The organism is Gloeocapsa sp. DLM2.Bin57, assembly GCA_007693955.1.
GTDB lineage: Bacteria > Cyanobacteriota > Cyanobacteriia > Cyanobacteriales > Gloeocapsaceae > Gloeocapsa.
The window spans coordinates 1-26,968 of the sequence record RECR01000061.1 but is presented as its reverse complement, the minus strand read 5'-3'; the positions used below and the strand labels follow the sequence as shown (position 1 = coordinate 26,968).

The window sequence follows — 26,968 nt, the reverse complement described above, 5'->3', positions numbered from 1 at the left end:
TGATCAATTTCCTTAACTACTTAATATGTTTAAATCATCTTGATCATAACCGAATAACTCTATATCCCTTTGATAACGTTGTGCAACGATCGCCCAGGTTTCAGGAGTATAATAAGTACTATAATGTTGGTGATTAGTTTTCAGTTCGTGGGGAAGATTGGGGGTAGGTAAACCAATTTTTTGCACAATGGTGGCAAAATCAGCGTTTAAAGTTTCAAAATGTCCAATAAAATCAGGTATTAACTTACCTTCAGAATCGGTAATAAAGGTATATTGAGAACGAAAATGTTTATCAGCTTTACTCTCGGGAATATCAGCAACCGCGTAAACAAATTCAGTAAAACTCATCTGGGAATTAATCACGGGATAGGGTAACCAACTCACCTTACCACTGAGAGAAGGTTGTAAAAGTTGGGCTAATCTCACTCTGGTATCGATATTAAGATTATAATCTTTTTTAATTTTACTAAAATAACAAGACACTAACCTATCCCAAGGATTTCTGACAAAACAGAATTTTAAATAATCGGGATACTCTGATAACTTATGGCGATCGAGAGTAGGAAACTTAGTCGTATGGGGAGAAGGAGAGTCGATATCGAGTAAATTTTTAAAGAGGGTTTTAACGCTACTACTAGCTACTTTAGGAATAACAAAATAAATAACTTTATACTCATGAATAACCACATCTTTGAGACTATCATAACCCTGTAAGCGTAAACTGATTTTTTGGACTAACTTATTACTCATTGAGCAGTTTTAAATAAATATCTTCTAATTGTTTGACCATGATTTTAGCATCAAACAACTCTCTAGTTAGTTTTTGAGCATTATCCCCTAGTTGTTTAGCTAGTGGTGGATTTTCCAGTAAGTAAATCAGATGTTGCGCTAATTGATTCACGTCTTTAGGTGGAAACAATAAACCAGTCTCCTGATGATGGACTATTTCTGGAATACCATAAATTTCAGGGACAACAACGGGTTTACCTAATAACATCGCTTCTGTCATTGCTCTTCCTAACCCTTCCCAGAGAGAAGAGAGAGCAAAAATATCAGCTGTTTGTAAAATAGAGGGAATATCCCTTCTAAAGCCTAAGAATTTCACCTTTTGGGCGATTCCTAGTGTTTTTACTTGATGTTCTAGATTAACTTGCTCTTCACCTTCTCCTACTAATAATAATATAGTTTGGGGACAAGATAACAATACTTGAGCAAAAGCATCAATCAGATATTGGGGGGCTTTTTGGGGGTCTAAACGTCCTACCATAACAATAATCTGATAGTCTGGGGGTATATCCAGATTTTGACGCATTGCTTCTTGATTGACGGGTTGATCTAATTTACTAAAGTCTATCCCACTATAAACCGTTTGACTACGTTCTAAATCCAGAATACCCAACTCAACTCCCTGTTGACGATTTAATTCACTGACAGTAATAATAAAATCACTGTAAGATTTCATCATTTTTTCTAGATTGATATAGAGTTGACGTTGCCAAAAAGGCATAAAATCATGAAAAGAAAAACCGTGGATAGTGTGGATAATCACGGGTACACCGACTATTCTAGCAGCTATACGTCCTAAAATACCCGCTTTTGAACTGTGCGTGTGAATTAAAGCAAAATTTTCCCGACGTAACAGAGAGATGATTTCTAATAAAGCTTGTAAATCGGTGACGGGATTAACGGGGTTAACTAAATGGGGTATAGGATGAAAAACATCTGCTACTTGGTTAGCGCGATCGCGCCATATTCCTTCAGGATGAGAAGCTAGATGTATCATAAAACGAGAGCGATCGCCTTTTTCGACAGAAATAAAGGTATTATCCTGAGCCCCACCAACCGCTAATCTAGTAATTAAGTGTAAAATCTTCGTCTTCATAAACCAGCTACAGGATAATTAAGAATATGATTAAGGATAACTTCCGCTTCTTGTTGTTGATTAAGACTCAGAGTTTCATTACGTTGACGCAATAATAAATCTTGTTTCCCCAACCAAGTCAAACCCTGATAAGCTAACATTTTTACAGGGATACTCCCCATTTGTTGTAAAGTACCCAATAAGCCTAAATTAGTCATACCATAGCTTCGCAATAAGCGCCAATTTAGACGAGAAGACAACCAATAGGTTTTCAGATACTTTTGGGGATTAATCAAACTCTCACGATAAAAATACAAAGGCTCGGATATTTTAGCAAAACGAGAAGTATTAGCTACCCGACACCATAACTCCCGATCTTGAGTACGAGGATAAGAAGTATCATAGGGATAACGTCTAAACCATTCTCTAGTTGCCATAACCGTAGGATGAATAATCAAACCCTTATTTAACAATACCTTTTTTGCACTCATATCTGTTAAGTCTTCTAAACCACGGATACCCTGAATCTGATTATCCTGATTAAGAGAATAAACCCCTGTAGCGATTAAATCTACTTGGGGGTTTTGGGTTAAGTATTCTAACTGACGTTGTAACCTTTCTGGGTGCATTAAATCATCTCCATCCATTCTAGCTAAATATTCACCTTTAGCTAACTGTGCAATTTGATTTAAACGCCAAGCTAAACCCTTATTTTCTCCATCGGTTATTACCCTTACCCGACTATCTTGGCTAGATTTAGCGATCGCTACAGAAGCATCACTCGAACCATCATCAACCAATAATAACTCCCAATTCTGGTAAGTTTGGGCAAAAACAGAACGAATCGCTTCAGGTAAAGTGGTTTGATTATTATAAAAAGGAATCCCTACAGAAATTAACATTTTTAGCCAATTCTCTTCCGACGACGAGAAAAAACAGCTATTCCACCCCAGAGATATAGTAAAATTACCGCTTGAATTAATAACTGAACCGCTTTCATAATTACTGTTGTATCAGGACGTATGTAAAATAAAGCGATCGCATACAAAACTATCATCCCCACTTCACCTGAATACTTCCGAAAAGAGTTAGCTAACCACTTATGAAAATAACCATAAAGGAAAAAAGCCACACACACTCCAGGAATACCAAAATTCCAATAAGCTTCCCCAATTGAACCACAAGGAATACCCCAATTGGCGTTTTCAAAATAAAATGTTCTCGACGCGCGACTACCACATAAACCAGGTTTATCGGGCCAAATACTTCTAGGAATAAACAAAGTTACTGCAGCTAAATAAGTACTCCCATACAAATAACCTTCTCGCTTGGGTACATATGCTAACATCGGTAATGGTCCACCGTTACGACCTCCTGTTAATTCTCCTGCTTCTTCATCGTTACCAATCGCTTTAGTTATCCCTCCTTGCAAATCTGTTAAAGTAGTTACATCAGCTACCCCAGTATCTCTAACCACATTTCTAAATGTTCCTAATATCCCCACTCCCAAGATAGCTACTAAAATAATTACGATTACTTTCGTAAAAGAAAATCTTCCTTTGCGCATCATCCAAATCATCACCCCAATCATCAAGAAAAAGATTACAGATCCACGGGAACCACTATATAAAAATCTCGTCATCATCGCTGTAATTGCGCAACCCCAAAACAAGGGTTTTATAAATGCAGTTGAATCCATTCCTAACCAAATTAAACAACCAACTAAACCAAAGTTAATGAAAAAAGCCCAATAATATTTACCCGCGAGATTAGCGTGTCTTCCTCCTAACCAATTGGCGATTAAATGACCTCCTAATCCTCCATGGAGTTGTAAAAAGATAGCAAATACTAACAGAGAAAATAAGACCGCTACTAGAGTTTTAATCCCTGGATATTTTATTGGTCTTAATCTTAGTTTAGGAGTCTTCGGCGCAGGTAAGAGAAAAAAGCCTAAATAATATGCGCCTAAACTGATTATCGTTACTAAAGAAGCAAAAGCATTCAAGTTAATTAAACTTTCTTGTCCCCAACCTCTTAAGGCTACACTAGTTATGGGAACATAATTTAAACTACCACTACCTTCTACTAATAAAGTAATAACTTTCGGAATAAATGTCGGTAAATTAAAAGCAAAAGTATATAGGGGAATAAATACCAAGGGGTGAAACCAACCATAACTCTTACGATAAAAAAATATGGGTAAGTATAACATGATTGATTGTCCTAAAGCAGCTAAAGCAGCCCAACTAGTCGCCTCATTAGGACTATTTAAAAACTCGATAAACTCAATTAATAACTGCAACCCTAATAAAATAACTAAACCAATTCTATAATATAGTTTAATCGGCACAAAAGGAGATGCTTTCGGACGAGGTTTGAGTAAGGTTTTTAAGTCTATGGTTGGATTCATATTTTTACTTCCACAAGGATATATCTAAGTTAAATTCTTCAGCTAATTGTTGATTCATTGGCGCAAAATATTTATCTAATTCTGCCATAGTTTTTAAGTCTTCGCTACTCATTTCTTGTTTTTTATTCTTAGCGAAAACTTTTAAATAACTATTGATTAACACATTTTTCAATAAACTCTTAGGCATTTTTTTCGCTATCTTTCTAGCGTTGCGGTGTAAGAATTGATTTTTAACTGTAAAGGTTTGATTTCTGGGGTTAAAATCGTAATCATCATAAAAACTGGGATCTATATCTAATTTACTAGCTACTTTTTTCACAAATTCTCGGGGATTATTTTTTAACTCTTCAAATAAGAAGACATCTAAATTATCGCCGAATTTAGTCCGCCATTTTCTTAAATATTCTAAATAACAACTCCGCTTAATTATTTGTTTTAAATTAGTAGCTGTGCGAGGATTACTATATTTTTCTAGTAAATCCCATGACTCATTTTCTACTAAATTGATTAACTCAGTAAAAGAGACATTTTTATTAAGCGTAGCTAAATTATTACAGGTAAATTGATAAGCAGAATATAATCTTTTAGTCGGGTTTCTTAACATAAATATTACCCTAGGTAAAGGTGTAATTCCTGCTAAAACTTCTAAAGCGGTTTCTTGATATAAATAATGAGTTGTCGCTTCAATTCTAATTTTACAGTCATCGCTACAGTGATTAAAGTACTTTTGATATCCCTCTAAACCATAAAGATGATAATTATATTCAGGAGATTGTAAAGGGTGACCTTTATCTAAGAGATAATAGGTTTCTTTAATGGTAGAATGACAGACATCTCTGTGAGCTACTAACCAATTATAGAGAGAACTAGTACCCGATTTCGGAGCACCACCAATAATAACATTAGGAATTTTTAGCATTACGTTTACTTTTTAATTTAGCTAGAGGTTTCGAGAGAGTAGTTAACCACCATTCCCCATCTTCTCCTAGAAAGAAATTAGGTTTTAAATAGATTAATAATAAAACTAAACTAGCAGTAATGACCACTGATAAAGTCAAAACTAGAAAATTACCTAACTCTAAACTTCTCCACAGGGTAGCATTACTCCAGACGACTAAACCCGTAACCAGAGTCAAAGGTATTGCAGTAGTATGACTAATAATTACGCTTTGCCAAGAAATTTTAGTTAAACTTACTGCTAATTGGGTTAATAAGAGGTATTGTATAATCAGAGCGATGGTTACCCCAATGGTGACACCTAAGATACCATAAGCCAAACCCCAAAGAGAACCAATAATTACACAAGCTGCATAAATAAACTTAAGCCAAGCCACATGATATAATTGTCCCGAAGACCTAGCTAAAGAACTAGTGACTTTATCCCCAAAACGGAAAAAAGTCCCCAAAGCTAGAATTTCAAAAGGTGCGATTACTTCTGTCCATTGTGAACCTAATAAGACTAGAATAATTTCTTTAGCGAGGACACCCATAACCACGCTAAGGGGTAAGATGGTTAAAGCCACAATCACGATATTACGACGATAAGCCTTAATTAAACGTTCCTGCTCATTTTGTACTCTAGCTAAGGTAGCAAATAAAACCCGATTCAAAGCTTGTCCTAGGGTGGCTGCAGGTAAATTCATTAAGTGGTAAGCTTTAGTATATAGTCCTAAAGCGGTTAAACCTAAACCACGACTGACGACTATATAATCTCCTTGTAGAGCAAAAAACTCTAAGATATTAGTTAACATAAAACCACCACTGAGACTGACTAGCTCTTTAGCGGTGGTTTTATCTAATTGCAGTTGTTTCGGATGAGGTTGTAAGATTAAGGGTATTAAACTACGGATGATAATTTGTACAGTATAAGCTAAAACTAGAGACCAAACCCCAAAACCGAGAAAAGCTAAAGTAATTCCCACCACACCATAACCAATAACGTAGGCTAAAACTTGGATAGTAGATAACCAACGGAATTTTAACTCTCTCTCCATTAAAGCTTCTGCTACTGTAGCTATACTGCGCAGGGGAAAGCTAATAGCGATAAAGCGTAAAATGGGTATAGTTTGCTCATTAGCGATAAATAAAGCAAAAGCAGGAGCACATAACCATAAAATCCCCCCAATTAATAACCCAAACAACAGAGAAAGGGTAAAACCTGTACGTAAATGTTTTGTTTCTAGATGGGGTAATTGAATTAATGCAGGTCCAATACCTACAGGATATTGTTCAATAAATCTAACAATGATTAAAGCTGCTCCCATTAACCCAAAATCTTTAGGGGTAAGTAAACGGGAGAGAATAACCGTCTGGAGTAATTGGATCAGAATCTTTAACCCTGTTCCCGAGAGTAACCACAGGACGGAATTTAGGCTATGATTGGTGAGATTTTTAGCTTTTGGGGTGTTTTTCATCTATTGTTTATGATTATTAAGCAGCAGAGAAAAAGTGTCTCTATCCATTCCACAACAGCTCCATAACTATCACCCGTAAATCCTCCTAACTGACGGTAAAACCAAAAATTAGTAGCAAAAGTAACTACTAAACCAGATAAAATCATAGCAATTCCACACCACCATTGCTGGGGTTCAAAGAAAATCATTATTAGAGTAATTATACTTAATAAGCAGAATAATCCTATCAATAAGTCTTGGGGTAATTGTATATTCTCTTTGTGAAATGCACCCTTTCCCGTGGGTTTAAGATAAGGATAAAGGGCGATCGCCCAAACTTGTCCCCAACGTCCCCAAATTGGCGCTAAAATTAATCCCAGATAGCGTGCGCTTCCTAACTCTACTAGGCTAGTAAATTTCAGTAATAATAAAAACATAGCGGCGATCGCCCCAAAAGCACCTACCCGACTATCTTGCATTACTTCTAGACGTCTATCACTATCAGTTACCCCTAAACCATCTGCTGTATCCATCACTCCATCTAGGTGTAATGCTCCTGTGAGAGCTACCCAGAGAGCTAAAATCAAGCCAGTACGAGTTAATATGGGCATATTTAGCTGAATCAGCAGAAAATCCGTTAGATTAAGTATCCCTCCGATAATTAAACCAATAATTGGTGTCCAACGAGCGATTCTCCCTATCTCTAATCCCCAAGATAGAGGTAGAGGAATTATGGTATAAAATACTATTGCTCCTAAAAAGGACTTAAGGATTGTTTTCACTAGTAAAAAATGAGCCAATATAAATTTAAAGTAGAACGAGAATTAGAACATTATGGTATCTGTGACGCTTCAGCCGCAGTTCCTTTAGCTCAAGATCATTTTCTGGTTGCTGATGATGAGGATAATATTCTCAGGATTTATCGCTCTGATACCTCAGGATATCCGGTCTCTGAGATAGATGTTAGCAATTACTTTGTTAATAATCCTAAACAAAAAGAAGTAGATATAGAAGCAGCAACTCAACTCGGGAAAACTATTTACTGGATTACTTCTCACGGTACTAATAGACAAGGTAAATCAAGACCGGAACGTCGTCAATTTTTTGGTAATAAAATCTCAATTCATAATGGTTGTTGGAGTTTAAAACAGGTTGGCTCTTCCTCTACCCAACTTCTTGAAGATATGTTGCTAGATAGTCGTTTAGATATTTATCAATTCGCCACAGCAGCTAAAATACCTCCTAAAGAAAAAGGAGGATTAAACATAGAAGGATTAACCACAACTCCTGAAGAAGAACTTTTAATTGGTTTTCGCAATCCTCTTCCTCAAGATAAAGCGATTCTTTTACCCTTGAAAAATCCTCAAGATTTACTTAAAAAAGACAGTAAGGCAATTTTTGGTGATGTTATCGAACTTGATTTAAATGGTCTAGGAATCAGAAGTATTGAGTATTGGTCAAGTGAAGGTTGTTATCTTATTGCTGCAGGATCATATGATAGTAGCCATAAGTTTGCTCTCTACCAATGGTCAGGAATAACCACAGAAAATCCTCAACTTATTGAAGTAAAAGGTTTAGCTTCTAATTTTATTCCCGAAAGTGTTATATCTTATCCCAATCGCGATGGTCAATTACACCTACTTAGTGATGATGGTTCAATAGAAAGAATGCTAGGAACTCCTTGTAAAAATCTTGCTCACGATCACCCTAGTAAATATTTTAGAAGTGTTTGGATTAGCAAAGAATAGCCCTAAATAACTTAGGGCAATTTTGCTTAAAGGGTTAAACTTTGGGGTTCAGTTTCGATTAGTTTAGCTAAATCCTGTAAGAAACTAGCCGCATCTGCTCCATAAATAACACGGTGGTCACAGGTTATAGTGACATTCATCTGTTGACGAATTCCCAACATTCCTGTCTCTGTGGCTACAACTTGAGGACGAGAAGCACCGATCGCCAAAATAGAACCCTGTCCTGGTGGTAAGATAGCATCAAAGCTATTTACTCCATACATTCCTAGATTAGAAAGAGTGAAAGTTCCTGTGGTATATTCTTCTGGTTGTAGTTGTTTAGCTCTAGCTTTATCCACTAATTCTTTCCAACTACGGGAGAGAGAGTAAATATCGATTTGTGCAGCATTTTGCAGTACTGGAGTAATTAAGCCACCATTGGGCATAGCTACAGCTACAGCAATATTAATATTAGAGCGGTATTGAATACCACCGTCAGTATAATTAGCATTGAGTAAAGGATGTTTTTGCAGGGTTACTGCTACCGCTTTAGCTAATAGTGCTGTCATAGTCACTCCCTTACTCTTGATTTGACGATAGAGATTATCGAGAGCGTCGGTAGTAATTGTATAACTAACGTGGAAAGTAGGCACTTCTAAACTAGCCATCATATTACGATTAACGGCTTGTTGTAGGGTATTAAAAGCGCTGACTTCTCCTGAAGGGGTAGGAGTAACTGCTACTGTCTGGGGTTTAGACGCGGGTTTAACTTCAAGAGTAGGTGTTGTGGCTACGGGTGCTTTACCTGAAGCTTTTTCGATATCTTCTACTACTACTCTACCATGAGGACCACTGCCAGGGATACTCTGCCAATCTATACCCAATTCTTTGGCTAGTTTACGCGCGCGAGGAGAAGCGACTTTACGTCCATTATTACTAACGGTTGTAGTAACAGGAGGAGTAGGTGTGCTAGCTGTTACTACAGGTTCTGGTGTACTCTCCTCTGGGGTAGTTTGGGGTGCTGATTCTGTGCTAGCTTGTTGTTGAGCTGCTGCAATTTCTGCCTCAGTTTCAGCGATTAAACCAATAGTTGCTCCCACTGGTGCGCTTTCTCCTGCGGGTACAAGAATCGTCGCTAAATAACCCTCAGAAAAAGATTCTACATCCATATCGGCTTTGTCTGATTCAACGACTAAGACGGTTTCTCCTTTGGCGACTTTATCTCCTGGAGATTTTGTCCAAGAGACTATTTTACCTTCTGTCATCGTTGAACTTAACGCGGGCATAAAAACTTCATGTATCATGTAGCGACTTTCCTAAAGTAAAAATAAAATCACATTTTGATTATCTTATCAAGTTTTGAGCACCTGTTTTAGTTCTCATTGACGATGGTTTTTAATCCCCAAAAAATTAGCTTCGGTTCAAAATATAATAAATCAGTCTTCTCAGTATTCAACTCGATTAAATATTGAGACAATATCTCTCCATCTCCACCAGTAAAAATTACAGGACTTTTCGGGAATTGTTTCCACCAATTAGCTAAAAAGTGCTTGATTCCTGTTAAGACAGTATAAATAACCCCACTTTGAATCGCTTCTGGTGTACTTTTTGCCCACAGTAAGGGTAGTTGTGAGCTAAGATGTACCCTCGGTAAGGAAGCTGTACTAGTGGCTAAAGATTCTAATTGCAGTCTTAATCCTGGTAGAATCGCTCCTCCACTAAATTCTCCCTGATTATTAGCTCCTGTTAGGGTTAAAGCTGTTCCCCCGTCGATAACTAAACAGGGATAACCCCAAGTCTGCATCGCTCCCCATAAGGCTAAGGCGCGATCTACTCCCATAGTAGAGTATATCCCTTTAAGAGGTATATCTTCTAGTTTAATAATCCTTAAATCCATATGTTGTTGAAATAATAAATTTTTAGCCTCGACTACTGAGACTAGATAAAGTGGTAATTCTTCCCACTCAGGAGGGATAATCCCTTCTTCACTATCCCAACTCTGTTGTAATTCTTGTTGGTGAAAATAAGCCCAATGCAAGCGGGAATTACCGATAATTACTGCTAACCAGTCAGAACTCATTTGATTACTCTAATAAATTCTAGGGGTAACCCATCGGTATCAGCAATAAACATCACTTCATAAAGGCGATCGCCGATCATTTGTTGTTTTGGCTCTAATAATACCCGTACAGAGTTATCCTTAGCTTGTAACTGCTTTAACCAACTAGTTAAATCTTCGGTTATCTCAGTTAAATCAAAGGAAATATGATAATAACCTACATAATGTTCATCGGCAAAAGCATCTGGTGCGGGTTTGGGTTCGGGTATTTGAATCAATTCGATTCTACCCTGTAAACCTTCTAACCAACAAGCTAGGGTATATCCCGTGGTAAAACGTTCTTGGACAGTGAATCCGAGTTGTTCGTAAAAAGCGATCGCCCTATGAATATCTGCTGTGCGAATGGAAATGTGATGTAACATTACTCAAACATACGAAAATAGGGATAGCGTGTTGGTGCACCTGGTTCTTTTTCTAGATCAAAATTGATTACTTCCCAACAGGGATCTACTGCTGTTTCGGGACTAAAATCTACGGGGAGTCCATAAAGTTTGGGTAAAGCCGCGTCTGATTTATAACGCTTTGTACCGCTTTTATCTAAATAAGCGCTGACTAACTCTCGATAACGTCTAGCTATAATTACTTTCGTAGCTTTATATCCTTCACTATAGAGTCTATCTAAGGCTTCGTGAATTTCAAAACGAATACCGTCGGGATGAGTATGTTGTCTATACCATTTTCCTTCCCAAGAACGCCAATTACGACCTGATTGTAGATGAATTAGTTCACCTGTTTGAGGATCTGCTTCAAAAGCGCCATGACGAGGACAGAGATAGGTATCGGTTAACGTCAAAGCGGGGATAGTTTGTCGGCAATGGGGACAAAGAATTTCAGGACCAAAAATAGGGTAAGTATTAGCTAAATTCATCTTTTAAAATTAGATAATATGTTATGATTTTAACTTAAGTAGATAAACTCAAGGGTTAGGTTCTGACTTTTCTTTAACCATAGCATGAATAATTCTAACCAATCAGTTTGGTCTCCTCCTGACTTAACAGCTGCGGCTTTTATCGCTCCTAATGCTACCGTTATGGGTAATGTGGCGATCGCCTCTGGAGTCAGTATCTGGTATAACTCCGTTGTGCGCGCCGATGTAGAAATGATCCAAATTGGCGCTTATACTAATATCCAGGATGGAGCTATTTTACACGGCGATCCTGGTCAACCAACTATTCTGGAGGAATATGTTACAGTAGGTCATCGCGCCGTTATTCACTCTGCCTGGATTGAAACAGGTTGTCTAATCGGTATTGGCGCGGTGATTCTTGATGGCGTGAGAGTAGGTACGGGTAGTATAATAGGTGCTGGTAGCATAGTTACTAAAGACGTCCCATCTCACTCTCTCATTGTAGGTGTTCCAGGTAAAAAATTACGAGATATCAACCCCACCGAAGCCGAAGATTTAATCTCTCACGCTCAAAAATACTATAAATTAGCTCTAGTTCATGCGGGTAAAGGTACAGATATCGGATTTTACCCTAACTAAAAAAAATTCCTCAAGACCTTGCCAAAAAGAGCCAAAATGTGAAAAAATATAGATAACTTAATTACATATCTGAATTTTAAGAGGATATATAAAAATGGACTGGCGCGTTATTTTGGTTCTTTCTCCGATCATTATCGCAGCCTCTTGGGCTTTGATTAATATTGCTGGTGCTGCTTTAAATCAAGCTCAACAGTTTTTGAATAAAGAAAGTTAAGATAATTTCTTAACTAACATAATAATTAGGTAGTTATGCTTAAGGCACGACTACCTATTTTGATAATTGATTTGCTGTGCGCAATTACTCATCTGGCGATCGTTCGCCATGACTAAAAACTTATTAAATTTACTTCAGTTTACCTAACCACGTGTTATTCTGTAGTGGTTAAAGACCAAATATTAGTGTCATGTACAATAAATCAACCCTAGTGGTTATCGATTCTTCCGTAAGCGATCGCTCTTGCTTACTAGCAGGTTTAGTTTTTGATTCCGAAGTAGTGGTAATTGACTCTCAAGAAGACGGGATCGTAAGTATCACCAATAAGTTACAAAAAAGATATGATACGCTTCATCTAGTCTCTCACGGTAGTCCAGGATATTTATATTTAGGGAAAACAGCCTTAAACTTAGATAATATTGAACAATACGCCTCTTTACTCGGTAGTTGGGGAGTTAAAAATATTCTGATCTACGGATGTCAAGTCGCTTTAGGCGATGGGGGAACAGAATTAATCAGTAAATTACATAAATTAACAGGAGCAAATATCGCCGCTTCTAATACTTTAACGGGTAATTCTAGCCTAGGTGGTAACTGGGAGTTAGAAATCACTCAAGGAAACATAACACCATCTCTAGCCTTTAATTCAGAGACTATAGCCAATTATGCTGGAGTCTTAGAGCAAAATTTTATTGTCGATACCCTAGAAGACGAAGACGACGGGGTAAATAGAGGGGGTATTTCTCTACGAGATGCGATTAACGCGGGAAATCAAAGGGAAGGAGTAACCAATATTACCTTCTCACCATCACTAGAGGGAGAAACCCTCACCCTAACCAATGGTCCACTACAAATAATCGACGATGTAGTTATTGAAGGTGGATTAACTATCAATGGTAATGAGTCTAGTCAGATTTTACGCATCTTTAATAATGATATCTCTGATGATCAAGTTGAGGTAACTATCAAAGATTTAGTTTTAACTAACGCTAGTGAAAGTGCGATTTCTAATAGCGATAACTTAACCCTAGAAGATAGCACCATAATTGATAACTCAGGGGAGGGTATCAGCAACGGGGGTAACCTACAAATACAAAACTCCACCATAATTGGTAACTCAGGAGGTATTAATAACAGTGGTAATTTAGAAATTAATAATAGTGTCATTACCCAAAACAGTAGTAGAGCAATTGGGGGAATATCCAGCAGTGGAACATTAACCATCAGCAATAGCCAAATCAGCAATAATAGTGCTAGTTATTCTCATGGAGGCATAAGTAATACAGGTAATGGTACTATTAATAATGTAATCTTTGAAGAAAATTTTAGTGGAGGAGGAGCAGGAGGACTGGGAAATGGTGGCACAATCAATATCACTGGGAGCCAATTCTTAAATAATAGTGGGACAGGTATTGGTTCTCATGGTGGAATTTTTAATGGTAGTCAGATGATTCTCATCCAGAGTACGGTTACAGGTAATACATCTAATATAGGAACAGGAGGAATAGCTAACAGAGCAAATCTCACTATTATTGATACAACTATTGCAGAGAATATAGGTAATCAAGCAGGGGGTATCTATAATAGAGACCAGAATCTAATAATTGCTAATAGTGCGATTATTAATAATACAGGTAAAACTGGTGGATTATTCAATCGCAATACTTATGGAAGTGGAACTACTACTCTGACCAATGTTACTATTTCGGGAAACTCAGCAACCCTTGAAGCAGGAGGGATATTTAACTTCAGAGGAACTATAACCATCAATAATAGTACTATCACCAATAATACTGCTCGTAGCAATGTAGGTGCAGGAATATTAAGCGCAGGAAGGACTATAGTAGGTAATAGTATTATAGCAGGAAATTTACCTAGTGATGGAGAAACCATCATCAATGTAGATGGAGAAATCTACGAAAGTTTAGGTGGTAACATAATTGGTACAGGACGTGAGATAGATGCTTTTACCGCAACCAGGGATAGAACAGGTGTTCTCCAACGTAATTTAGGACTCGAACCCCTAGGGGATAACGGTGGTTCTACCCTGACTCATAACCTTTCACCCAATAGTCTAGCTTTAGATAATGGTGTTGATAGTATTCTTCCCCAAGATTTCCTAGATTTGAATAATAATCGCGATTTTACCGAGCCTCTTCCCGTGGATCAGCGTGGTTTTCCCCGTATCTCTGGTTCTAGAGTAGATGCAGGAGCATTAGAGGTAGTTGGACCTATTATCGGGACAAATCGTGACGATTTCTTAGTAGGAACAGACGCTAACGATACTATCGAAGGTTTAGGAGGTAACGATACCTTACGAGGGTTCAACGGTGATGATAGTCTTGATGGAGGTCGCGGTAATGACTTACTTGAAGGTGGACCTGGTGACGATACCCTTAGAGGAGGACTAGGTAACGATACCCTAGAAGGTGGTCGCGGGAGAGATTTACTCTTCGGTGGACCTGGTAACGCTATTTTAATAGGAGGACCTGGTAATGATACTCTCGTGGGTGGACCTGGTAGAGACAGATTCCAATTTAATAACTATAGAGAGGGAGTAGATACCATTGCTGATTTTAATCCTCGAGCTGATTTTATTACCGTTTCTCGTCGTGGTTTTGGTAATGATTTATCTAGAGGTTTTCTTCCTGAGGAACAATTCTTAAGTGTATCTCGTTTTACCCAACTTGACGATAGTTTTGATTTAGGTTTTATTTATGCAGAAAGTATCGGGAGACTAGCTTTCATCGATCGCGAGAATAATATTCCCTTGACTCAGTTAGCTGTTTTGCGCAATGAACCTGATTTAACCGCTAGTAATATTATCGTTTTCTAGATAAATCCTAATTTATACTTAGTGCGAGCATCTTGCTCTCTTATTCTTTGGAAAGAACTTTTCCTCAACCAAAGTTAGCCTAAAAATACTGGTGCAAGATTTGAGTATTAGGTATCAGGTGTTATTCCAAATGCACAAATGCACAAAAAATAATTAATTCTTAATTCTTGATTTTAACCCCTTTCCTCTTCTTTCCTAGTCCACAGGGTGTAATTTCGCTAACTTGGGATCGATGATTTTTTGACCTATTCCAGAAAATTTAATCGCTAGAGTCACTTTTTTTCCTGACCCAAAAATATGTGTAATTACACCTTGACCAAAACTAGGATGAATTAGGCGATCGCCTACTGACCAGTTTAGCTTACTTTCGGTCGCTTTAACTTTACTAGTTTTAGTGTTTCTCCCTGTAATTAACTCTTCGGGAAGTTCATCTAAAAATTGAGATGGTTGTGCTATTTCTGTCCTGCCCCAGAGATTACGTTCGCGGGTATAACTTAAAAATAAGCGTTCTTTAGCTCTAGTCACTCCTACATAACATAAGCGTCGCTCTTCTTCTAGTTGTAGAGGATCTTTTAAACTACGATTATGGGGAAATAAACCCTGTTCTAAACCTACTAAAAAGACTACGGTAAATTCTAAACCCTTGGCTGAATGTATCGTCATCAAGGATACCGCTTCTTCACCTTCGCGGAGATTATCCAAGTCAGACGCTAAAGAAGCGTTAGCGATAAATCCTTCTAAACTATTATCCTCATTATTTTCTTGATATTGTTGAATCGCGTTATAAAGTTCGTTTAAATTTTCCAGACGAGTATCTGCTTCTTCTGTATTTTGTTTTTGTAAATCCAAGATATAACCAGAATCTGCTAAGATACCGTTGAGAATTTCTGTAGCTGGTAAATCGGTTAACTGTTGTTGATACTTAATAATTATTCTGGCAAATTCATTTACCCCTTTACTACTCCTTCCCGCTAAACTATTGACAGAGGTTTCATCTGCTAAAATTTGCCATAATGGGATACCTAATTCTGTTGCAGCTAGTAAGAGTGAATCAATGGTTTTTTGACCTATTCCCCGTCTTGGTGTATTAATCACTCTCAATAAACTTACTGTGTCAGAGGGATTGGCAATAATTCGTAAATAGGCGATCGCGTCTTTAATTTCTTTGCGATCGTAAAATCGCATTCCTCCAATTACCCGATAGGGAATACCCGCACCAATTAATATTTCTTCAAAAGAACGAGATTGAGCATTTATCCGATAAAGAATCGCAAAATCTCCCCAATTTAACTCAGGATTTTTTTGCTTTAATTGATTAATTTGTTGAATGACAAAATCAGCTTCTCTTTGCTCATTAGCTGCTTTATAACAATATATCTTCTCTCCACTTCCCCTAGTCGCTTTCAAAACTTTATCAATTCTTTGGCTATTATTTTCAATCAATTTATTAGCTGCTTCTAGGATGTTTTCTTGAGAACGATAGTTTTCTTCTAACTTAACCATAGTTTCGCTTATTTCTGGTTTTAAACCATCCCCAAAGTCTTCTTGAAAATCCAGAAGAATAGTAAAGTCAGCCATCCTAAAAGAATAGATAGATTGATCAGCGTCTCCTACCACAAAAATAGACCGATTTTGCCAAGATAATTGACTTTTTTCTCTTTCTCCATTAGTAGCTAACAGACTGATTAACTCGTATTGAGTGCGGTTAGTATCTTGATATTCATCTACTAGGATATGTTTAAATTGACTATGCCAATAACCTAAAATAGACTCATTCTGTTGAAATAACTTAACGGGAACTAAGATTAAATCATCGAAATCTAACCCATTATTAGCAGCTAATTCTGTTTGATAATTCTCATAGATTTCTGCTATTACTTTCCCGCGATAGTCAGTATTTTCTTGTAAATATTCTTGGGGAGATAAACCCAAATTTTTAGCGTTACTGATTTGATAGCGAACCTGACGTGGGTCAAATTTTTTATCATCTAAATTAAGTTTTTTAGTAACTATACTTTTAATTAAACTTTGGACGTCTGATTCATCAAATATCGAAAAATTCTTATTCCATTGTCTGCCTTTTTGGTCTTGATATTTATTAATATCATAACGTAAAATTCGCGCAAAAATACTATGAAAAGTTCCTATCCAGAGATGTTTAGTAATGTTATGATAAACCTTAGAACGTATTTTAACTTGATCTTCTGCTGGTAATAATTCCCAAGGTGTTTGTTGAGTTTTTTGAGCGATTGTTTGAGCAAAAATCAACTCTAAACGCGCTTTCATTTCCCTAGCTGCTTTATTAGTAAAAGTCACAGCTAAAATATTTTCAGGACTAACTTGGTGTTCTTGGATTAAATGCGCTATTCTGTAAGTTAAAGCCCTCGTTTTCCCTGATCCCGCTCCCGCTACTACGAGTAAAGGTCCACAAAAATGTTTGACTGCTTTGTTTTGTGAGGGGTTAAGACGACTGTAAATATCATTCATTGGACAAATATTAAGAAAAAGTTATAACTAATCTGATTATTGTTAATCTAAGTTAACTTATTTAACTAAGTAATTATGCTTATTTTTAAACAAGTAAAAGATGCAGAAATTGAGTAGAGAGGAATTATTAGTACAATATTCTCAAGGAAGAAGACAATTTCAACAAGTTAACTTACAACAAGTAGAGTTATTTGAAGCCAATCTCAAGGATATAGACTTGAGTCAGAGCAATTTAACTCAAACTTACTTACCCTATGCTAACCTAGCTCAAGCCAATTTAGTACAAACTAATTTAGAAAGAGTCCAATTAGATAATGCTTCTCTCTATCAAGCTAATTTAACAGGGGCTAATTTAAGCCGTGGGAGTCTTTCCCGAGCTAATCTTCGTTACGCTAATTTACAGGGGGTTAGTTTAAGATTAGCTAATTTAATTGAAGCTGATTTAACTGAAGCTGACTTAACGGGAGCTGATTTAACTGGGGCTAACCTTAGTCGAGCTAAACTCAATAATGCTAAATTATCCTCGACTATTTTAAAAGGGGCTAATTTATCTGGAGCTAAAAACATGGATTTAACCGAAGGGGTTATGGATGCTCAAACCGTATATCCCGATGGGTTAAGACATTTTTCCCGATAATAAGTTAAAATTTGTTGTAATAAGGTAGTATCTAAATCCGAGGGATACTCCAGTAACAATCCACCAACTTGACTCTGGTAATAATCAAAAACAGTGTCTAGTTGGGGGAGTATAGTAACTTTTACACCATCTATTTGACTGAGATGAGCGGCTATTTCCCGATAGACTGCTAAAGGAAGGTTAGGATAGGTTACGGTTTGTTGTGTGGTCAATGTAGTAGCTTGCATGAATGCTCCTATGATGAGGTTGAGGGTTCAGTGTTACCAACAGGTCTGCGTACTTCTACTCCTGATTGCTCAAATACAACAAACATATTTCTATTATCTCCTTCTTCGATTCTCTTCACGAGAACTTCTCCATTAGAGACGTATTGACCTAATTCTACGTAGCGAGTAAAATTCTCTCTTGGTGCTGTGAGGATAATTTGCACCGTATCCCCTAAAGTGACTATACCGCTAACTACTACGGATCTAGCTAATTCTAGATTAGGCTCTGTTTCCCCTTCTGAGGTTGGGGTTTGATTACCTTCAGGGGGTAGAACTCCCTCAGGTGGTGGCTCAGGTAGATTTGATACATCCCCTCCTTCTGTGGGGATTTGGTCTTCAGTTATCGTAACTACTGGTGTAGGAGCAAGTGAAGCAAAGGGGTTACTAACACCTCTAGCAATTCCTTCAACTCTGGTTTCAGGATTAGTGGGGGGTATTAAACCAGATACAGCTACTCTTTCGCTGGTTTCTTCGACAATTTCAGCTTCGGGTTGAGCTTCTGGTTGAGGTTGTTCTGCGGGTGGGGGTATGGGAATATCTGCTGTCTCGTTATTAGAAGAGGGAGCACAACTTCCTATCCCAAGACCGATTAAAACTATGATTAAGCTTAGCCATGTTTTGCTCATACCGCAACCTTTTGCTTATTACCACTAATTAAAGTTTAATATTAATTGGCGCTGAGGATCAAGTAGAAAACCTACTCTTGACCCATTAAATTTTTCAGAGAGTTTAAACCCTTCTTCATATGACGAGAAACAGTGATAACGCTTATTCCTAGACGCTCTGCGGTTTCTTTTTGGGTTAAATCGTATAAAAAGACGAATTCTAAGACATTACGGGTTTTTTCTTCGAGATCATTTAAAGCGCTTTGCAGACGGATTTTATCTTCTTGTGCTAGTTGGAAACTGCGATACTCAGCATCAGGAACTAAATCAACTAGAGTAGTTGAGTTGTCTTCGTTATCATTGACAGTAGCGTCTAGACTGATGGGATCTCTATTTTGATGAGCTAGTTTAATTTCGCGCCATTCTTGTTGGGAGATTTCGAGAATTTGGGCGATTTCAGAGTCTAAGGGAATACGATTATATTGTTTTTGAAAATTTTTAGTGGCGGTAGCTGCTTGTTGTCCTAATTCTAACCAACGACGAGGAATTTTAACAGAATGGTTTTTATCTCGGAGGTAGTGTTGAATTTCTCCTCTGATATAGGGTATAGCAAATGAGCTAAAGGCGTAACCTTTTTCTAGATCAAATTTTTCGATCGCTCTGAGTAATCCTAGACAACCTACCTGTAACAAATCTTCATAACTTTCGTGATATTGGTTAATCCAGTTATATACTTCTTTTTTAACTAACCCAAAATTAAGGTGCATAATTTTGTTACGTAACTCTAGATCACCCGAAGCGCGGTAATCTTGGAATAGACGCAAACATTCTAGTTTTAAATTGTTATTGACTTTTTGAGTCGTAGAAGTGGACATGGACGAGTTCCTCTTGTTTCTGCTACCAGAATTGATCCTAACGATTAGCATAAGATTTCAAGATCAACTTTAACAACAGCGTTTTTACCATTGCTCATCTTTCTTTACAAAAGAATTTTACTGGTTTTTACTGAAGTTTTTAAACCTATAATATAATCGCAATTGTACCTAGATAAAAAGATATGGCAAAATATAACGTATATGGTATCGGTAATGCTCTAGTGGATATGGAGTTTGAGGTAGATACCGCCATGCTGCAGAAACTAAAGATTGACAAAGGGGTTATGACTCTGATGGATGAAGCCCATCAAGCAGAAATTGTGCAAACATTACAAGACTATGCTTGTAAAAAAAGTTGCGGTGGCTCAGCAGCTAATACCATGGTAGCAATTAGTCAATTAGGGGGAACTGGTTTTTATTCCTGTAAAGTGGCTAATGATGAGACGGGCAATTTTTATTTACAAGATTTAATCGCTTGTGGTGTAGATACCAATGTTCATAATGGCACTCCTGGAATTACGGGTAAGTGTATAGTTTTGGTGACTCCTGATGCTGATCGCACTATGGGGACTTTTTTAGGGATTAGTGGTAGTTTATCAGAACAGGAATTGGTTACGGAGGCTTTATCTGATTCAGAATATTTATATCTCGAAGGGTATCTAGTAACTTCACCTACAGGGAAAGCAGCCGCGATTAAAGCCAGAGAATTAGCTCAAAGTAAGGGGGTGAAAACTTCTTTATCTCTTTCTGATGCTAATATGACGGAATTTTTTGCTGATGGTTTGTTAGAAATGATCGGACCTGGATTAGATTTTATCTTTGCTAATGAAACAGAAGCACTGAAAATGGCTAAAACTGAGGATCTTAATCAAGCGATCGCTCATTTAAAAACTCTAACTAAAGGTTTTGCCATTACCCAAGGTGCTGAGGGTTCGTTAATTTTTGATGGGGAAAAACTTCACGAAATAAAAGCAATCAAAGTAAAAGCTGTAGATACTGTAGGTGCCGGAGATATGTACGCCGGAGCTTTTCTCTATGGAATTACCCATGGTTTTAGTTATCCTGATGCGGGTAATTTAGCTTCTCAAGCAGCTGGATTAGTAGTTAGTCAATTTGGCGCGAGATCTGCTACAGCTGAACTTAAAAATCTCCTGAAGTAAATGTCTTTTAAACCTCTACCACAGATTATTCAAAGTCTAGAAGCACAACCAGAATGGGAATCTATTCGACTTTATCGTCGTTTGGTGGAGTCTTGGGGTCAAATTGTTGACCCCTTGGTAGCGCAACATAGTCGCCCTGTCTCTCTAACTCGTCGGGTTCTCTGGGTGGCTACCGCTAATTCTGTTTGGGCGCAAACTTTGACTTTTCAACGTTATCAGATTCTGCAAAAGTTAAATATTCTTCTCCCCGATACTGTCAAGGATTTGCGCTTTAATACGGTTAATTGGGTGAAAAAACAGACTGTAGTTAAGCAGGAGGTTGAGTCAACCAAGATTGAACACCAACTAACTATCTGTCCTCGCTGCCATTGTCATACTCCTGTTGCTGAGTTAGAGCGTTGGTCTGTTTGTGCTTTTTGTATCGCTCGTGAGTGGAGTAAAAGTAGGGAGTAGGGTGTCGGGTGTAGGGGAGCATGATATATAGGAATAATAGCACCTAAAACCTAAAACCTAATGTGCTAAAATAATCTGTTTAGCGTGATTAGCCAAGAAAATATGCCTAGTTTAGGTGTCAATATAGACCATATCGCTACTATTAGACAAGCCCGACGTACCGTAGAGCCAGATCCCGTTACTGCTGCTGTGTTAGCAGAACTTGGGGGAGCTGATGGCATTACGGTACATTTACGGGAGGATCGCCGTCATATTCAAGATCGCGATGTTCGTATTCTAAGAGAAACGGTACGTACTCATTTAAATTTGGAAATGGCCCCAACTCCAGAAATGGTGAGCATCGCTTTGTCTATTAAACCAGATTATGTTACTCTAGTACCCGAAAAGCGAGAGGAGATTACTACTGAAGGTGGAATCGACCTGTTGAGCAATTTTGAGCGTTTTACTGAGATTGTCGATAAGTTACAAAGCGGGGGAATACCTGTTAGTTGGTTTATTGATGCAGATACAGCCCAAATTGAGACAGCAGCTAAAACTCAGGCTCAATTTATCGAATTACATACGGGTAAATACGCTGAAGCTCAATCAGAAATAACTCGTCAACAAGAGTTAGAAGTGTTGCGCTTAGGTTGTGAACAGGCGATCGCTCAAGGATTGCGGATTAATGTAGGACATGGTTTGACCTATAATAATGTTTATCCCGTTGCTTGTTTAAGGGGTGTTGAAGAGCTTAATATCGGTCATACCATCATTAGTCGTGCGGTTTTCGTTGGTATAGAGCGAGCTGTACGAGACATGAAACTTGCTATCAAAGGACAATTATAAGGAAATTATGACGACATATTATTACGTTTTAGCGAGCCAAAAGTTTTTACTAGAAGAAGAGCCCTTAGATGAGGTATTACAGGAGCGTATCCGTAATTACCAAGAACAAAATAAAGAGATAGACTTTTGGGTAGTGACTCAACCTGCTTTTCTAGAAGCTCCCGAATTCGCCGAAATTAAAGCTAAAGTCCCCCGAGAGTCAGCAGCGATCGTCTCGACTAATTCTACCTTTATTACTTGGCTTAAATTGCGGTTAGAATTTGTGATAACGGGTGAGTTTGACGCTCCCTCGGAAACTATCCCTGACCCGTTAGCTTCTCTATCTACTACAAGTTAAACTATGGGCAGAGCCACAAAAGCGATAAAAATACCTAGGGCTAAACCCACAAAGACTTGAAAGGGTGTATGTCCTAGTAATTCTCTCAGCTTTTCTTCGTCAAACTGTTTACCATCTTTTAAGAAATTATCCAACATTTGGTTGATAACGCGGGCTTGTTTACCCGCAGCTTGACGAATACCCGCTGCATCATACATGACAATCACAGCGAATAAACAGGCGATCGCAAATTCGGTAGATGACCACCCTGTTAATATGCCTACGGATGTAGCTAAACCTCCCACTAAAGCTGAGTGAGCACTAGGCATACCCCCAGTAGTAAACAAGTACGTTATAGTAACCTTACCATTTCTAATTAACTCAATCAGCACTTTTAAAACTTGAGCTGATACACAGGCGATTAGAGAGACTAATAAGACCTGATTGTCAAAGATGGTAGCGAATTCCTCCATATTAGCTGTTAATTTTTACGAGTAATAATGTAATTAGCGATCGCTTTTAAAGGCTCACCTTTAATCCCATAGGGCTTCAATTGCTCGATGGCTACGTCTATGAGTTCTTGGGCTTGTTTTCGAGAAGCTTCTAAACCCCATAATCGAGGGTAAGTAATTTTTTGAGCTTTGAGGTCTTTACCTGCGGTTTTACCTAATTCTTCCCCTGTAGCCGTAATATCGAGAATATCATCGATGATTTGAAAAGCTAGACCAATATTTTGAGCGTATTTAGCTAAACCTTCTAAATCTTCTTTAGTTGCTCCTGCGAGTACTGCACCTGAGAGTACACAAGCTTCTAACAAAGCGCCGGTTTTATGAGTATGAATAAAGGTGAGAGTTTCTGCGGAAATATCGTTTTTCCCTTCTGACTCTAAATCCAAAACTTGACCACCTACTAACCCTTCTGCACCTACTGCGTGACTCAGATAAGTAATTACCTGTAAAAGTCTTTCTGGGGGTACGTCTTGAGTTTGAGTCGCCACGTATTCAAAAGCATAAGCTAAAAGACCATCTCCTGCCAAAATCGCGATATCATCGCCATAGACTTTGTGATTAGTGAGTTTACCGCGACGATAATCGTCATTATCCATAGCGGGTAAATCATCGTGGATCAGAGACATAGTGTGAATCATTTCTAAAGCGCAGGCTGTAGGTAAAGCCATGGCTGTAGTCCCTCCTAAGAGTTCACAAGTTGCTAGACAGAGAATCGGACGCAAACGTTTACCTCCTGCTAACAGAGAGTAACGCATTGCTTCATAGATTTTTTCTGGTTTACGGATAGAGAGTGAGCGGTCTAAAGCTGCTTCGACAATGCTTTTTTGGGATTCTAAATAAGTTTTTAAGTCAAATTGGGAGTTGAGATTATCAGCTAGTATTTCGTTCGCTTTGACCATAATATAATGCCTGTGACCAACCGATTGCTGTTATTATTTTACAGGTATTGGGTAATTTTAGCTTAATCCTGAGAAGCCTCACACTTTATTTTTAAAAAATAAGTGTGAGATGAATCGCTTTTTTATTGTACAATAAAAGGAGTTCAACAAAGCTTAAAATGCTGGTTGAACCGAAAAACTGGGGATGGGTATCGCCTCAGTATAAAACGACCAATTCTTTAATAGGAAAGGTAAGAAGCCTACATCATAATCTTTGATTTGGTGTAGGATTATGTCACCTTAGACTAAAACATACTGTTGATTAAATCCTGATAGTGTTGAGTAACTACAGGTCTTTTAATCTTAAGGGTTTGAGTCATCATGCCATTTTCTTGAGAAAAGGGTTCTAGGATCAAACTAAAAACACCAATGCGATCGTCGATGCGATAACCTGGACGATTTTGTACCTCACGATTTAATTCACGACGGAATAAGTCTTTCACTACTTGTTGATTGATAATATCTGTATTCGGTTGACTAAAATCTAAATCCAGATTAGAAGCGATCGCCCATGTTGCTAAAGCCTCTAAATTAGGGACAATCAGTGCACCCAAACAACGTTGATCTTGTCCAACTAACATAATTTGGTCTATATAGGTACTGCGTAAACAAGCATCTTCTATGGGTTGGGGTTCGATATTTTCCCCATTAGTTAAGACTATGGTATCTTTAGCTCTACCTGTGAGCACTAGATCCTGTTCTTTAGTTACCCATCCTAAATCTCCCGTATCAAACCAACCTTGATCATCAATTACTTTAGCCGTTGCTTCAGGTAGTTTATAGTAGCCTTGCATAACTTGAGAACCACGCACCAAGACTAAACCCCTTTCTCCTTGGGGTAAATCTGCTTTAGTTTCGGGATTAACGATGCGGATAGCTGTCTCTGGTAGAGGACGTCCTGAAGATCCTCTCAAATTATGTGTTAAAACACGAGCATTAGTGACGGGAGAGGTTTCGGTGAGTCCATATCCTACTAATAGAGGAATATTGACAATTTCGTAGAAGTTTTCTAGGTGCATAGCTAGAGATCCACCTCCACTGATCAGGGTTTTTAGTTTTCCACCTACCCCTTGGCGGATTTTGGCATAAACTAGTTTATCTGCTAATTTGTGCAAGGGTGCAAGCAAAATAGCTTGTATTCTAGCTAAGAGTTTTTGACTTTTACTAGAGTTAAGATGTTCTAAACTCAATCCATTAGCGATACGACGATTAAGAAGATAACGTTGAGAAATAGCTAGACAATTGTTAACGATACGTTGTTTTTTAGCTGGTTGTTCCCTAAATTGTTTTTGTATCCCTTCGTAGATTGATTCCCAGAGTCTGGGAACTCCTACCATATAGTTAGGTTGATAGTCTTTGAGGTCTTTTTTAAAGTTACGGATATTGGTATAGATTTGAGTACAACCTCGGGATAAGAGAAAGTATTCTGCAGCGCGTTCATAAGAATGCCAACTCGGTAATATACTTAAAACTGTTTCTCCTGGTTGTGGTTGAATAATGGTTTCTAAGTATTGAACTTGATGTAATAAATTACCGTGAGATAACATTACTCCTTTGGGTTTACCCGTAGTTCCTGAAGTGTAGATAAGTGTAGCGAGGGTTTCTGGGGTTTGTTCTACTGTTTGGCGGGTTGATTTAGCCCCTATATCCATTAATTGGTTAAAATTAAGGGGTTTGATTGGGTTTTCTGTGGTTATTATTTCATCAGAGAGTAGGATAATTCTGCTTATTGGTAAATCTGCTAAACCTGACTCAATCTTATTGAAGGTTTTTTGGTTTTCAACTATTAAAGTCGTACTATCGCTATTAGCTAGAATATAAAGTAGTTCTTGTTGTTCGGCTTGACTAGACCTAACTACGTTGACTCCTCCGGCGGTCATAATTCCTTGGTCAGCTATGAACCAACGAGGACTATTATCAGCGATTAGGGCGATTTTATCTCTCGGTTGTATGCCTAAAGCTTGTAAACCTGCGGCAAAGGTTTTAATCTGTGTGTTTAATTCTCGATAAGTTATGCTGACTTGGGGATGACTATGAGGATCTAACAGAGCAATGATATCCCCAAAACTGGCTGTTAGATCCCAAATCTGCGCTAATGATTGAATGTTTTGATAGTTATTGGTTGTTTTCACGGTAGATGGGCTAGCTAGAGTTAATATATCCTCATTCTACCGTTTAGTCATTCTTAATTTTAGGCTGCAGTTAGTACCTCTTCAAATTGTTTAGGACTCTCAAAAATCTCTAAGGATTGATCTAGTTGAGTTAATTCAAAGATCATCTTGACACTAGGATTGAGAGAACAGATACTGAAACGTTTACCTAATTCTTTAGCTAAACGATAAGCGGATACTAAACACATCAACCCTGCACTATCTAAAAACTCTACTTTACTCATATCTACTAAAATAGCTTTTTGACTTGGGGAAGAGACAGAGGATAAAGATTGACTTAGTTGCTGTTGAAAGATAGCAGCGTTAGCAGCGCATAGGTATCCTTCTGGTGCTAAACTCAGAAAGTCTGCCTTAGTTAATATGCTCCTCATCACTTTTTCCATCCTTAATTTCTAATGATTTATTGTATTTAGTCTAGTTGCTCGTAACAGGTATAGTAATTTGTTAATTATTATAAAGATAAGTTATCACAAGTCAAGTTAAAATAGCTACCATTTGTAAGTATTGCCACTGATAAAATAGTTCGCTACTCGGTTTGAGCGATCGCGCTGAGGATTTGTTTAGTGATTTTGGGTTAATATAGGGCGGAGCATGACATCTTCCACATTGAGCATTTTCTAATTAACTTTTAGCTTAACCGCGAGAAGCCTCAAGCTTTATTTTCTCAAATAAGCGTGAGA

The 26,968-nt window shown here is 37.8% G+C and carries 28 protein-coding genes; 9 read left to right on the top strand and 19 right to left on the bottom strand.

Annotated elements, in window-relative coordinates:
• Positions 1–12: 12 nt before the first annotated feature.
• The 7 genes from EA365_06775 to EA365_06745 are packed head-to-tail and all read right to left on the bottom strand — an operon-like array spanning position 13 to position 7,467.
• Entirely contained in the window at positions 13–750 is a 738-nt protein-coding gene (locus tag EA365_06775) for a sulfotransferase family protein (GenBank protein TVQ45910.1), read from the bottom strand.
• Positions 743–1,882, bottom strand: a complete 1,140-nt coding sequence (locus EA365_06770; GenBank protein TVQ45909.1) for a glycosyltransferase family 1 protein — start codon at positions 1,880–1,882, stop codon at positions 743–745. Before EA365_06770 ends, EA365_06775 begins: the two co-directional genes overlap by 8 nt.
• A complete protein-coding gene (locus EA365_06765; protein TVQ45908.1) occupies positions 1,879–2,763 on the bottom strand; it encodes a glycosyltransferase in 885 nt (294 codons plus the stop codon). The genes EA365_06770 and EA365_06765 overlap by 4 nt, the downstream gene beginning before the upstream one ends.
• 2 nt (positions 2,764–2,765) lie before the next feature.
• Complete coding sequence (locus EA365_06760; protein ID TVQ45907.1) at positions 2,766–4,271, bottom strand: O-antigen polysaccharide polymerase Wzy; 1,506 nt, start codon at positions 4,269–4,271, stop codon at positions 2,766–2,768.
• Positions 4,272–4,275: 4 nt separating this feature from the next.
• Positions 4,276–5,190 (bottom strand): hypothetical protein, encoded by a 915-nt coding sequence (locus EA365_06755; GenBank protein TVQ45906.1) that lies wholly within the window; start codon positions 5,188–5,190, stop codon positions 4,276–4,278.
• Positions 5,174–6,685 (bottom strand): lipopolysaccharide biosynthesis protein, encoded by a 1,512-nt coding sequence (locus tag EA365_06750; protein ID TVQ45905.1) that lies wholly within the window; start codon positions 6,683–6,685, stop codon positions 5,174–5,176. Before EA365_06750 ends, EA365_06755 begins: the two co-directional genes overlap by 17 nt.
• Positions 6,682–7,467, bottom strand: coding sequence for an adenosylcobinamide-GDP ribazoletransferase (locus tag EA365_06745; protein TVQ45904.1), 786 nt, complete (start codon positions 7,465–7,467; stop codon positions 6,682–6,684). The genes EA365_06750 and EA365_06745 overlap by 4 nt, the downstream gene beginning before the upstream one ends.
• Between EA365_06745 and EA365_06740 the strand changes: the two genes are divergently transcribed.
• Complete coding sequence (locus tag EA365_06740; protein TVQ45903.1) at positions 7,456–8,412, top strand: DUF3616 domain-containing protein; 957 nt, start codon at positions 7,456–7,458, stop codon at positions 8,410–8,412. The two genes, EA365_06745 and EA365_06740, sit on opposite strands and share 12 nt — an antisense overlap.
• 26 nt (positions 8,413–8,438) lie before the next feature.
• On the opposite strand, the gene EA365_06735 is transcribed toward EA365_06740, so the two are convergent.
• The 4 genes from EA365_06735 to EA365_06720 form a co-directional block, all read right to left on the bottom strand.
• A complete protein-coding gene (locus EA365_06735; protein ID TVQ45902.1) occupies positions 8,439–9,695 on the bottom strand; it encodes a 2-oxo acid dehydrogenase subunit E2 in 1,257 nt (418 codons plus the stop codon).
• Positions 9,696–9,763: 68 nt separating this feature from the next.
• The gene (locus EA365_06730; GenBank protein TVQ45901.1) at positions 9,764–10,471 is read right to left on the bottom strand and encodes a pantothenate kinase; all 708 of its coding nucleotides are present in this window, start codon (positions 10,469–10,471) and stop codon (positions 9,764–9,766) included.
• Positions 10,468–10,872, bottom strand: a complete 405-nt coding sequence (locus EA365_06725; protein ID TVQ45900.1) for a VOC family protein — start codon at positions 10,870–10,872, stop codon at positions 10,468–10,470. The genes EA365_06730 and EA365_06725 overlap by 4 nt, the downstream gene beginning before the upstream one ends.
• Complete coding sequence (locus EA365_06720; protein TVQ45899.1) at positions 10,872–11,378, bottom strand: TIGR02652 family protein; 507 nt, start codon at positions 11,376–11,378, stop codon at positions 10,872–10,874. Before EA365_06720 ends, EA365_06725 begins: the two co-directional genes overlap by 1 nt.
• Before the next feature lie 84 nt (positions 11,379–11,462).
• Between EA365_06720 and EA365_06715 the strand changes: the two genes are divergently transcribed.
• The 3 genes from EA365_06715 (at position 11,463) to EA365_06705 (ending at position 15,046) form a co-directional block, all read left to right on the top strand.
• Positions 11,463–11,996 (top strand): gamma carbonic anhydrase family protein, encoded by a 534-nt coding sequence (locus EA365_06715; protein ID TVQ45898.1) that lies wholly within the window; start codon positions 11,463–11,465, stop codon positions 11,994–11,996.
• A 94-nt stretch (positions 11,997–12,090) separates the two neighbouring features.
• Positions 12,091–12,210, top strand: a complete 120-nt coding sequence (locus EA365_06710; protein ID TVQ45897.1) for a photosystem II protein Y — start codon at positions 12,091–12,093, stop codon at positions 12,208–12,210.
• A 190-nt stretch (positions 12,211–12,400) separates the two neighbouring features.
• Positions 12,401–15,046, top strand: coding sequence for a DUF4347 domain-containing protein (locus tag EA365_06705; GenBank protein TVQ45896.1), 2,646 nt, complete (start codon positions 12,401–12,403; stop codon positions 15,044–15,046).
• Positions 15,047–15,241: 195 nt separating this feature from the next.
• On the opposite strand, the gene pcrA is transcribed toward EA365_06705, so the two are convergent.
• On the bottom strand, positions 15,242–17,533 hold the full coding sequence (gene pcrA / locus EA365_06700) for a DNA helicase PcrA (GenBank protein TVQ45895.1): 2,292 nt from the start codon (positions 17,531–17,533) through the stop codon (positions 15,242–15,244).
• Between the two features lie 100 nt (positions 17,534–17,633).
• Here pcrA and EA365_06695 point away from each other — a divergent pair, with 100 nt between their 5' ends.
• Positions 17,634–18,170 carry a pentapeptide repeat-containing protein gene (locus EA365_06695; GenBank protein TVQ45894.1) on the top strand — a complete coding sequence of 179 codons (537 nt, stop codon included), beginning with the start codon at positions 17,634–17,636 and terminating at the stop codon, positions 18,168–18,170.
• On the opposite strand, the gene EA365_06690 is transcribed toward EA365_06695, so the two are convergent.
• The 3 genes from EA365_06690 to EA365_06680 form a co-directional block, all read right to left on the bottom strand.
• Positions 18,128–18,382, bottom strand: coding sequence for a hypothetical protein (locus tag EA365_06690; protein ID TVQ45928.1), 255 nt, complete (start codon positions 18,380–18,382; stop codon positions 18,128–18,130). The two genes, EA365_06695 and EA365_06690, sit on opposite strands and share 43 nt — an antisense overlap.
• Before the next feature lie 23 nt (positions 18,383–18,405).
• A complete protein-coding gene (locus tag EA365_06685; protein TVQ45893.1) occupies positions 18,406–19,062 on the bottom strand; it encodes a hypothetical protein in 657 nt (218 codons plus the stop codon).
• 71 nt (positions 19,063–19,133) lie between these two features.
• Positions 19,134–19,916: an RNA polymerase sigma factor SigF gene (locus EA365_06680; protein TVQ45892.1), complete on the bottom strand. Its 783-nt coding sequence runs from the start codon at positions 19,914–19,916 to the stop codon at positions 19,134–19,136.
• A 182-nt stretch (positions 19,917–20,098) separates the two neighbouring features.
• On the opposite strand from EA365_06680, the gene EA365_06675 reads away from it, so the two are divergent.
• The 4 genes from EA365_06675 to EA365_06660 all read left to right on the top strand — a co-directional run bounded on the left by EA365_06675 (position 20,099) and on the right by EA365_06660 (position 22,691).
• Positions 20,099–21,076 (top strand): adenosine kinase, encoded by a 978-nt coding sequence (locus EA365_06675; protein ID TVQ45891.1) that lies wholly within the window; start codon positions 20,099–20,101, stop codon positions 21,074–21,076.
• The gene (locus EA365_06670) at positions 21,077–21,529 is read left to right on the top strand and encodes a DUF721 domain-containing protein (GenBank protein TVQ45890.1); all 453 of its coding nucleotides are present in this window, start codon (positions 21,077–21,079) and stop codon (positions 21,527–21,529) included. It begins immediately after the preceding gene.
• A gap of 102 nt (positions 21,530–21,631) precedes the next feature.
• On the top strand, positions 21,632–22,354 hold the full coding sequence (locus tag EA365_06665) for a pyridoxine 5'-phosphate synthase (GenBank protein TVQ45889.1): 723 nt from the start codon (positions 21,632–21,634) through the stop codon (positions 22,352–22,354).
• Between the two features lie 7 nt (positions 22,355–22,361).
• Positions 22,362–22,691 carry a DUF2488 family protein gene (locus tag EA365_06660; GenBank protein ID TVQ45888.1) on the top strand — a complete coding sequence of 110 codons (330 nt, stop codon included), beginning with the start codon at positions 22,362–22,364 and terminating at the stop codon, positions 22,689–22,691.
• On the opposite strand, the gene EA365_06655 is transcribed toward EA365_06660, so the two are convergent.
• The 4 genes from EA365_06655 to EA365_06640 all read right to left on the bottom strand — a co-directional run bounded on the left by EA365_06655 (position 22,688) and on the right by EA365_06640 (position 26,659).
• A complete protein-coding gene (locus tag EA365_06655; GenBank protein ID TVQ45887.1) occupies positions 22,688–23,143 on the bottom strand; it encodes a divergent PAP2 family protein in 456 nt (151 codons plus the stop codon). The genes EA365_06660 and EA365_06655 overlap by 4 nt on opposite strands.
• Positions 23,144–23,151: 8 nt before the next feature.
• The gene (locus EA365_06650) at positions 23,152–24,078 is read right to left on the bottom strand and encodes a polyprenyl synthetase family protein (protein TVQ45886.1); all 927 of its coding nucleotides are present in this window, start codon (positions 24,076–24,078) and stop codon (positions 23,152–23,154) included.
• Positions 24,079–24,362: 284 nt separating this feature from the next.
• Positions 24,363–26,249 (bottom strand): long-chain fatty acid--CoA ligase, encoded by a 1,887-nt coding sequence (locus EA365_06645; protein TVQ45885.1) that lies wholly within the window; start codon positions 26,247–26,249, stop codon positions 24,363–24,365.
• 59 nt (positions 26,250–26,308) lie between these two features.
• A complete protein-coding gene (locus tag EA365_06640) occupies positions 26,309–26,659 on the bottom strand; it encodes an anti-sigma factor antagonist (GenBank protein TVQ45927.1) in 351 nt (116 codons plus the stop codon).
• Between the last annotated feature and the right edge of the window lie 309 nt (positions 26,660–26,968).

Excerpts from the sequence above, each read along its gene's own strand:
- EA365_06665 (TVQ45889.1), top strand. The coding sequence starts at position 21,632 with ATGCCTAGTTTAGGTGTCAATATAGACCATATCGCTACTATTAGACAA.
- EA365_06775 (TVQ45910.1), bottom strand. The coding sequence starts at position 750 with ATGAGTAATAAGTTAGTCCAAAAAATCAGTTTACGCTTACAGGGTTAT.
- EA365_06670 (TVQ45890.1), top strand. The coding sequence starts at position 21,077 with ATGTCTTTTAAACCTCTACCACAGATTATTCAAAGTCTAGAAGCACAA.
- EA365_06765 (TVQ45908.1), bottom strand. The coding sequence starts at position 2,763 with ATGTTAATTTCTGTAGGGATTCCTTTTTATAATAATCAAACCACTTTA.
- EA365_06715 (TVQ45898.1), top strand. The coding sequence starts at position 11,463 with ATGAATAATTCTAACCAATCAGTTTGGTCTCCTCCTGACTTAACAGCT.
- EA365_06640 (TVQ45927.1), bottom strand. The coding sequence starts at position 26,659 with ATGAGGAGCATATTAACTAAGGCAGACTTTCTGAGTTTAGCACCAGAA.
- EA365_06720 (TVQ45899.1), bottom strand. The coding sequence starts at position 11,378 with ATGAATTTAGCTAATACTTACCCTATTTTTGGTCCTGAAATTCTTTGT.
- EA365_06725 (TVQ45900.1), bottom strand. The coding sequence starts at position 10,872 with ATGTTACATCACATTTCCATTCGCACAGCAGATATTCATAGGGCGATC.
- EA365_06675 (TVQ45891.1), top strand. The coding sequence starts at position 20,099 with ATGGCAAAATATAACGTATATGGTATCGGTAATGCTCTAGTGGATATG.
- EA365_06710 (TVQ45897.1), top strand. The coding sequence starts at position 12,091 with ATGGACTGGCGCGTTATTTTGGTTCTTTCTCCGATCATTATCGCAGCC.
- EA365_06735 (TVQ45902.1), bottom strand. The coding sequence starts at position 9,695 with ATGATACATGAAGTTTTTATGCCCGCGTTAAGTTCAACGATGACAGAA.
- EA365_06655 (TVQ45887.1), bottom strand. The coding sequence starts at position 23,143 with ATGGAGGAATTCGCTACCATCTTTGACAATCAGGTCTTATTAGTCTCT.
- EA365_06760 (TVQ45907.1), bottom strand. The coding sequence starts at position 4,271 with ATGAATCCAACCATAGACTTAAAAACCTTACTCAAACCTCGTCCGAAA.
- EA365_06660 (TVQ45888.1), top strand. The coding sequence starts at position 22,362 with ATGACGACATATTATTACGTTTTAGCGAGCCAAAAGTTTTTACTAGAA.
- pcrA (TVQ45895.1), bottom strand. The coding sequence starts at position 17,533 with ATGAATGATATTTACAGTCGTCTTAACCCCTCACAAAACAAAGCAGTC.
- EA365_06680 (TVQ45892.1), bottom strand. The coding sequence starts at position 19,916 with ATGTCCACTTCTACGACTCAAAAAGTCAATAACAATTTAAAACTAGAA.
- EA365_06695 (TVQ45894.1), top strand. The coding sequence starts at position 17,634 with ATGCAGAAATTGAGTAGAGAGGAATTATTAGTACAATATTCTCAAGGA.
- EA365_06755 (TVQ45906.1), bottom strand. The coding sequence starts at position 5,190 with ATGCTAAAAATTCCTAATGTTATTATTGGTGGTGCTCCGAAATCGGGT.
- EA365_06650 (TVQ45886.1), bottom strand. The coding sequence starts at position 24,078 with ATGGTCAAAGCGAACGAAATACTAGCTGATAATCTCAACTCCCAATTT.
- EA365_06730 (TVQ45901.1), bottom strand. The coding sequence starts at position 10,471 with ATGAGTTCTGACTGGTTAGCAGTAATTATCGGTAATTCCCGCTTGCAT.
- EA365_06750 (TVQ45905.1), bottom strand. The coding sequence starts at position 6,685 with ATGAAAAACACCCCAAAAGCTAAAAATCTCACCAATCATAGCCTAAAT.
- EA365_06705 (TVQ45896.1), top strand. The coding sequence starts at position 12,401 with ATGTACAATAAATCAACCCTAGTGGTTATCGATTCTTCCGTAAGCGAT.
- EA365_06685 (TVQ45893.1), bottom strand. The coding sequence starts at position 19,062 with ATGAGCAAAACATGGCTAAGCTTAATCATAGTTTTAATCGGTCTTGGG.
- EA365_06770 (TVQ45909.1), bottom strand. The coding sequence starts at position 1,882 with ATGAAGACGAAGATTTTACACTTAATTACTAGATTAGCGGTTGGTGGG.
- EA365_06740 (TVQ45903.1), top strand. The coding sequence starts at position 7,456 with ATGAGCCAATATAAATTTAAAGTAGAACGAGAATTAGAACATTATGGT.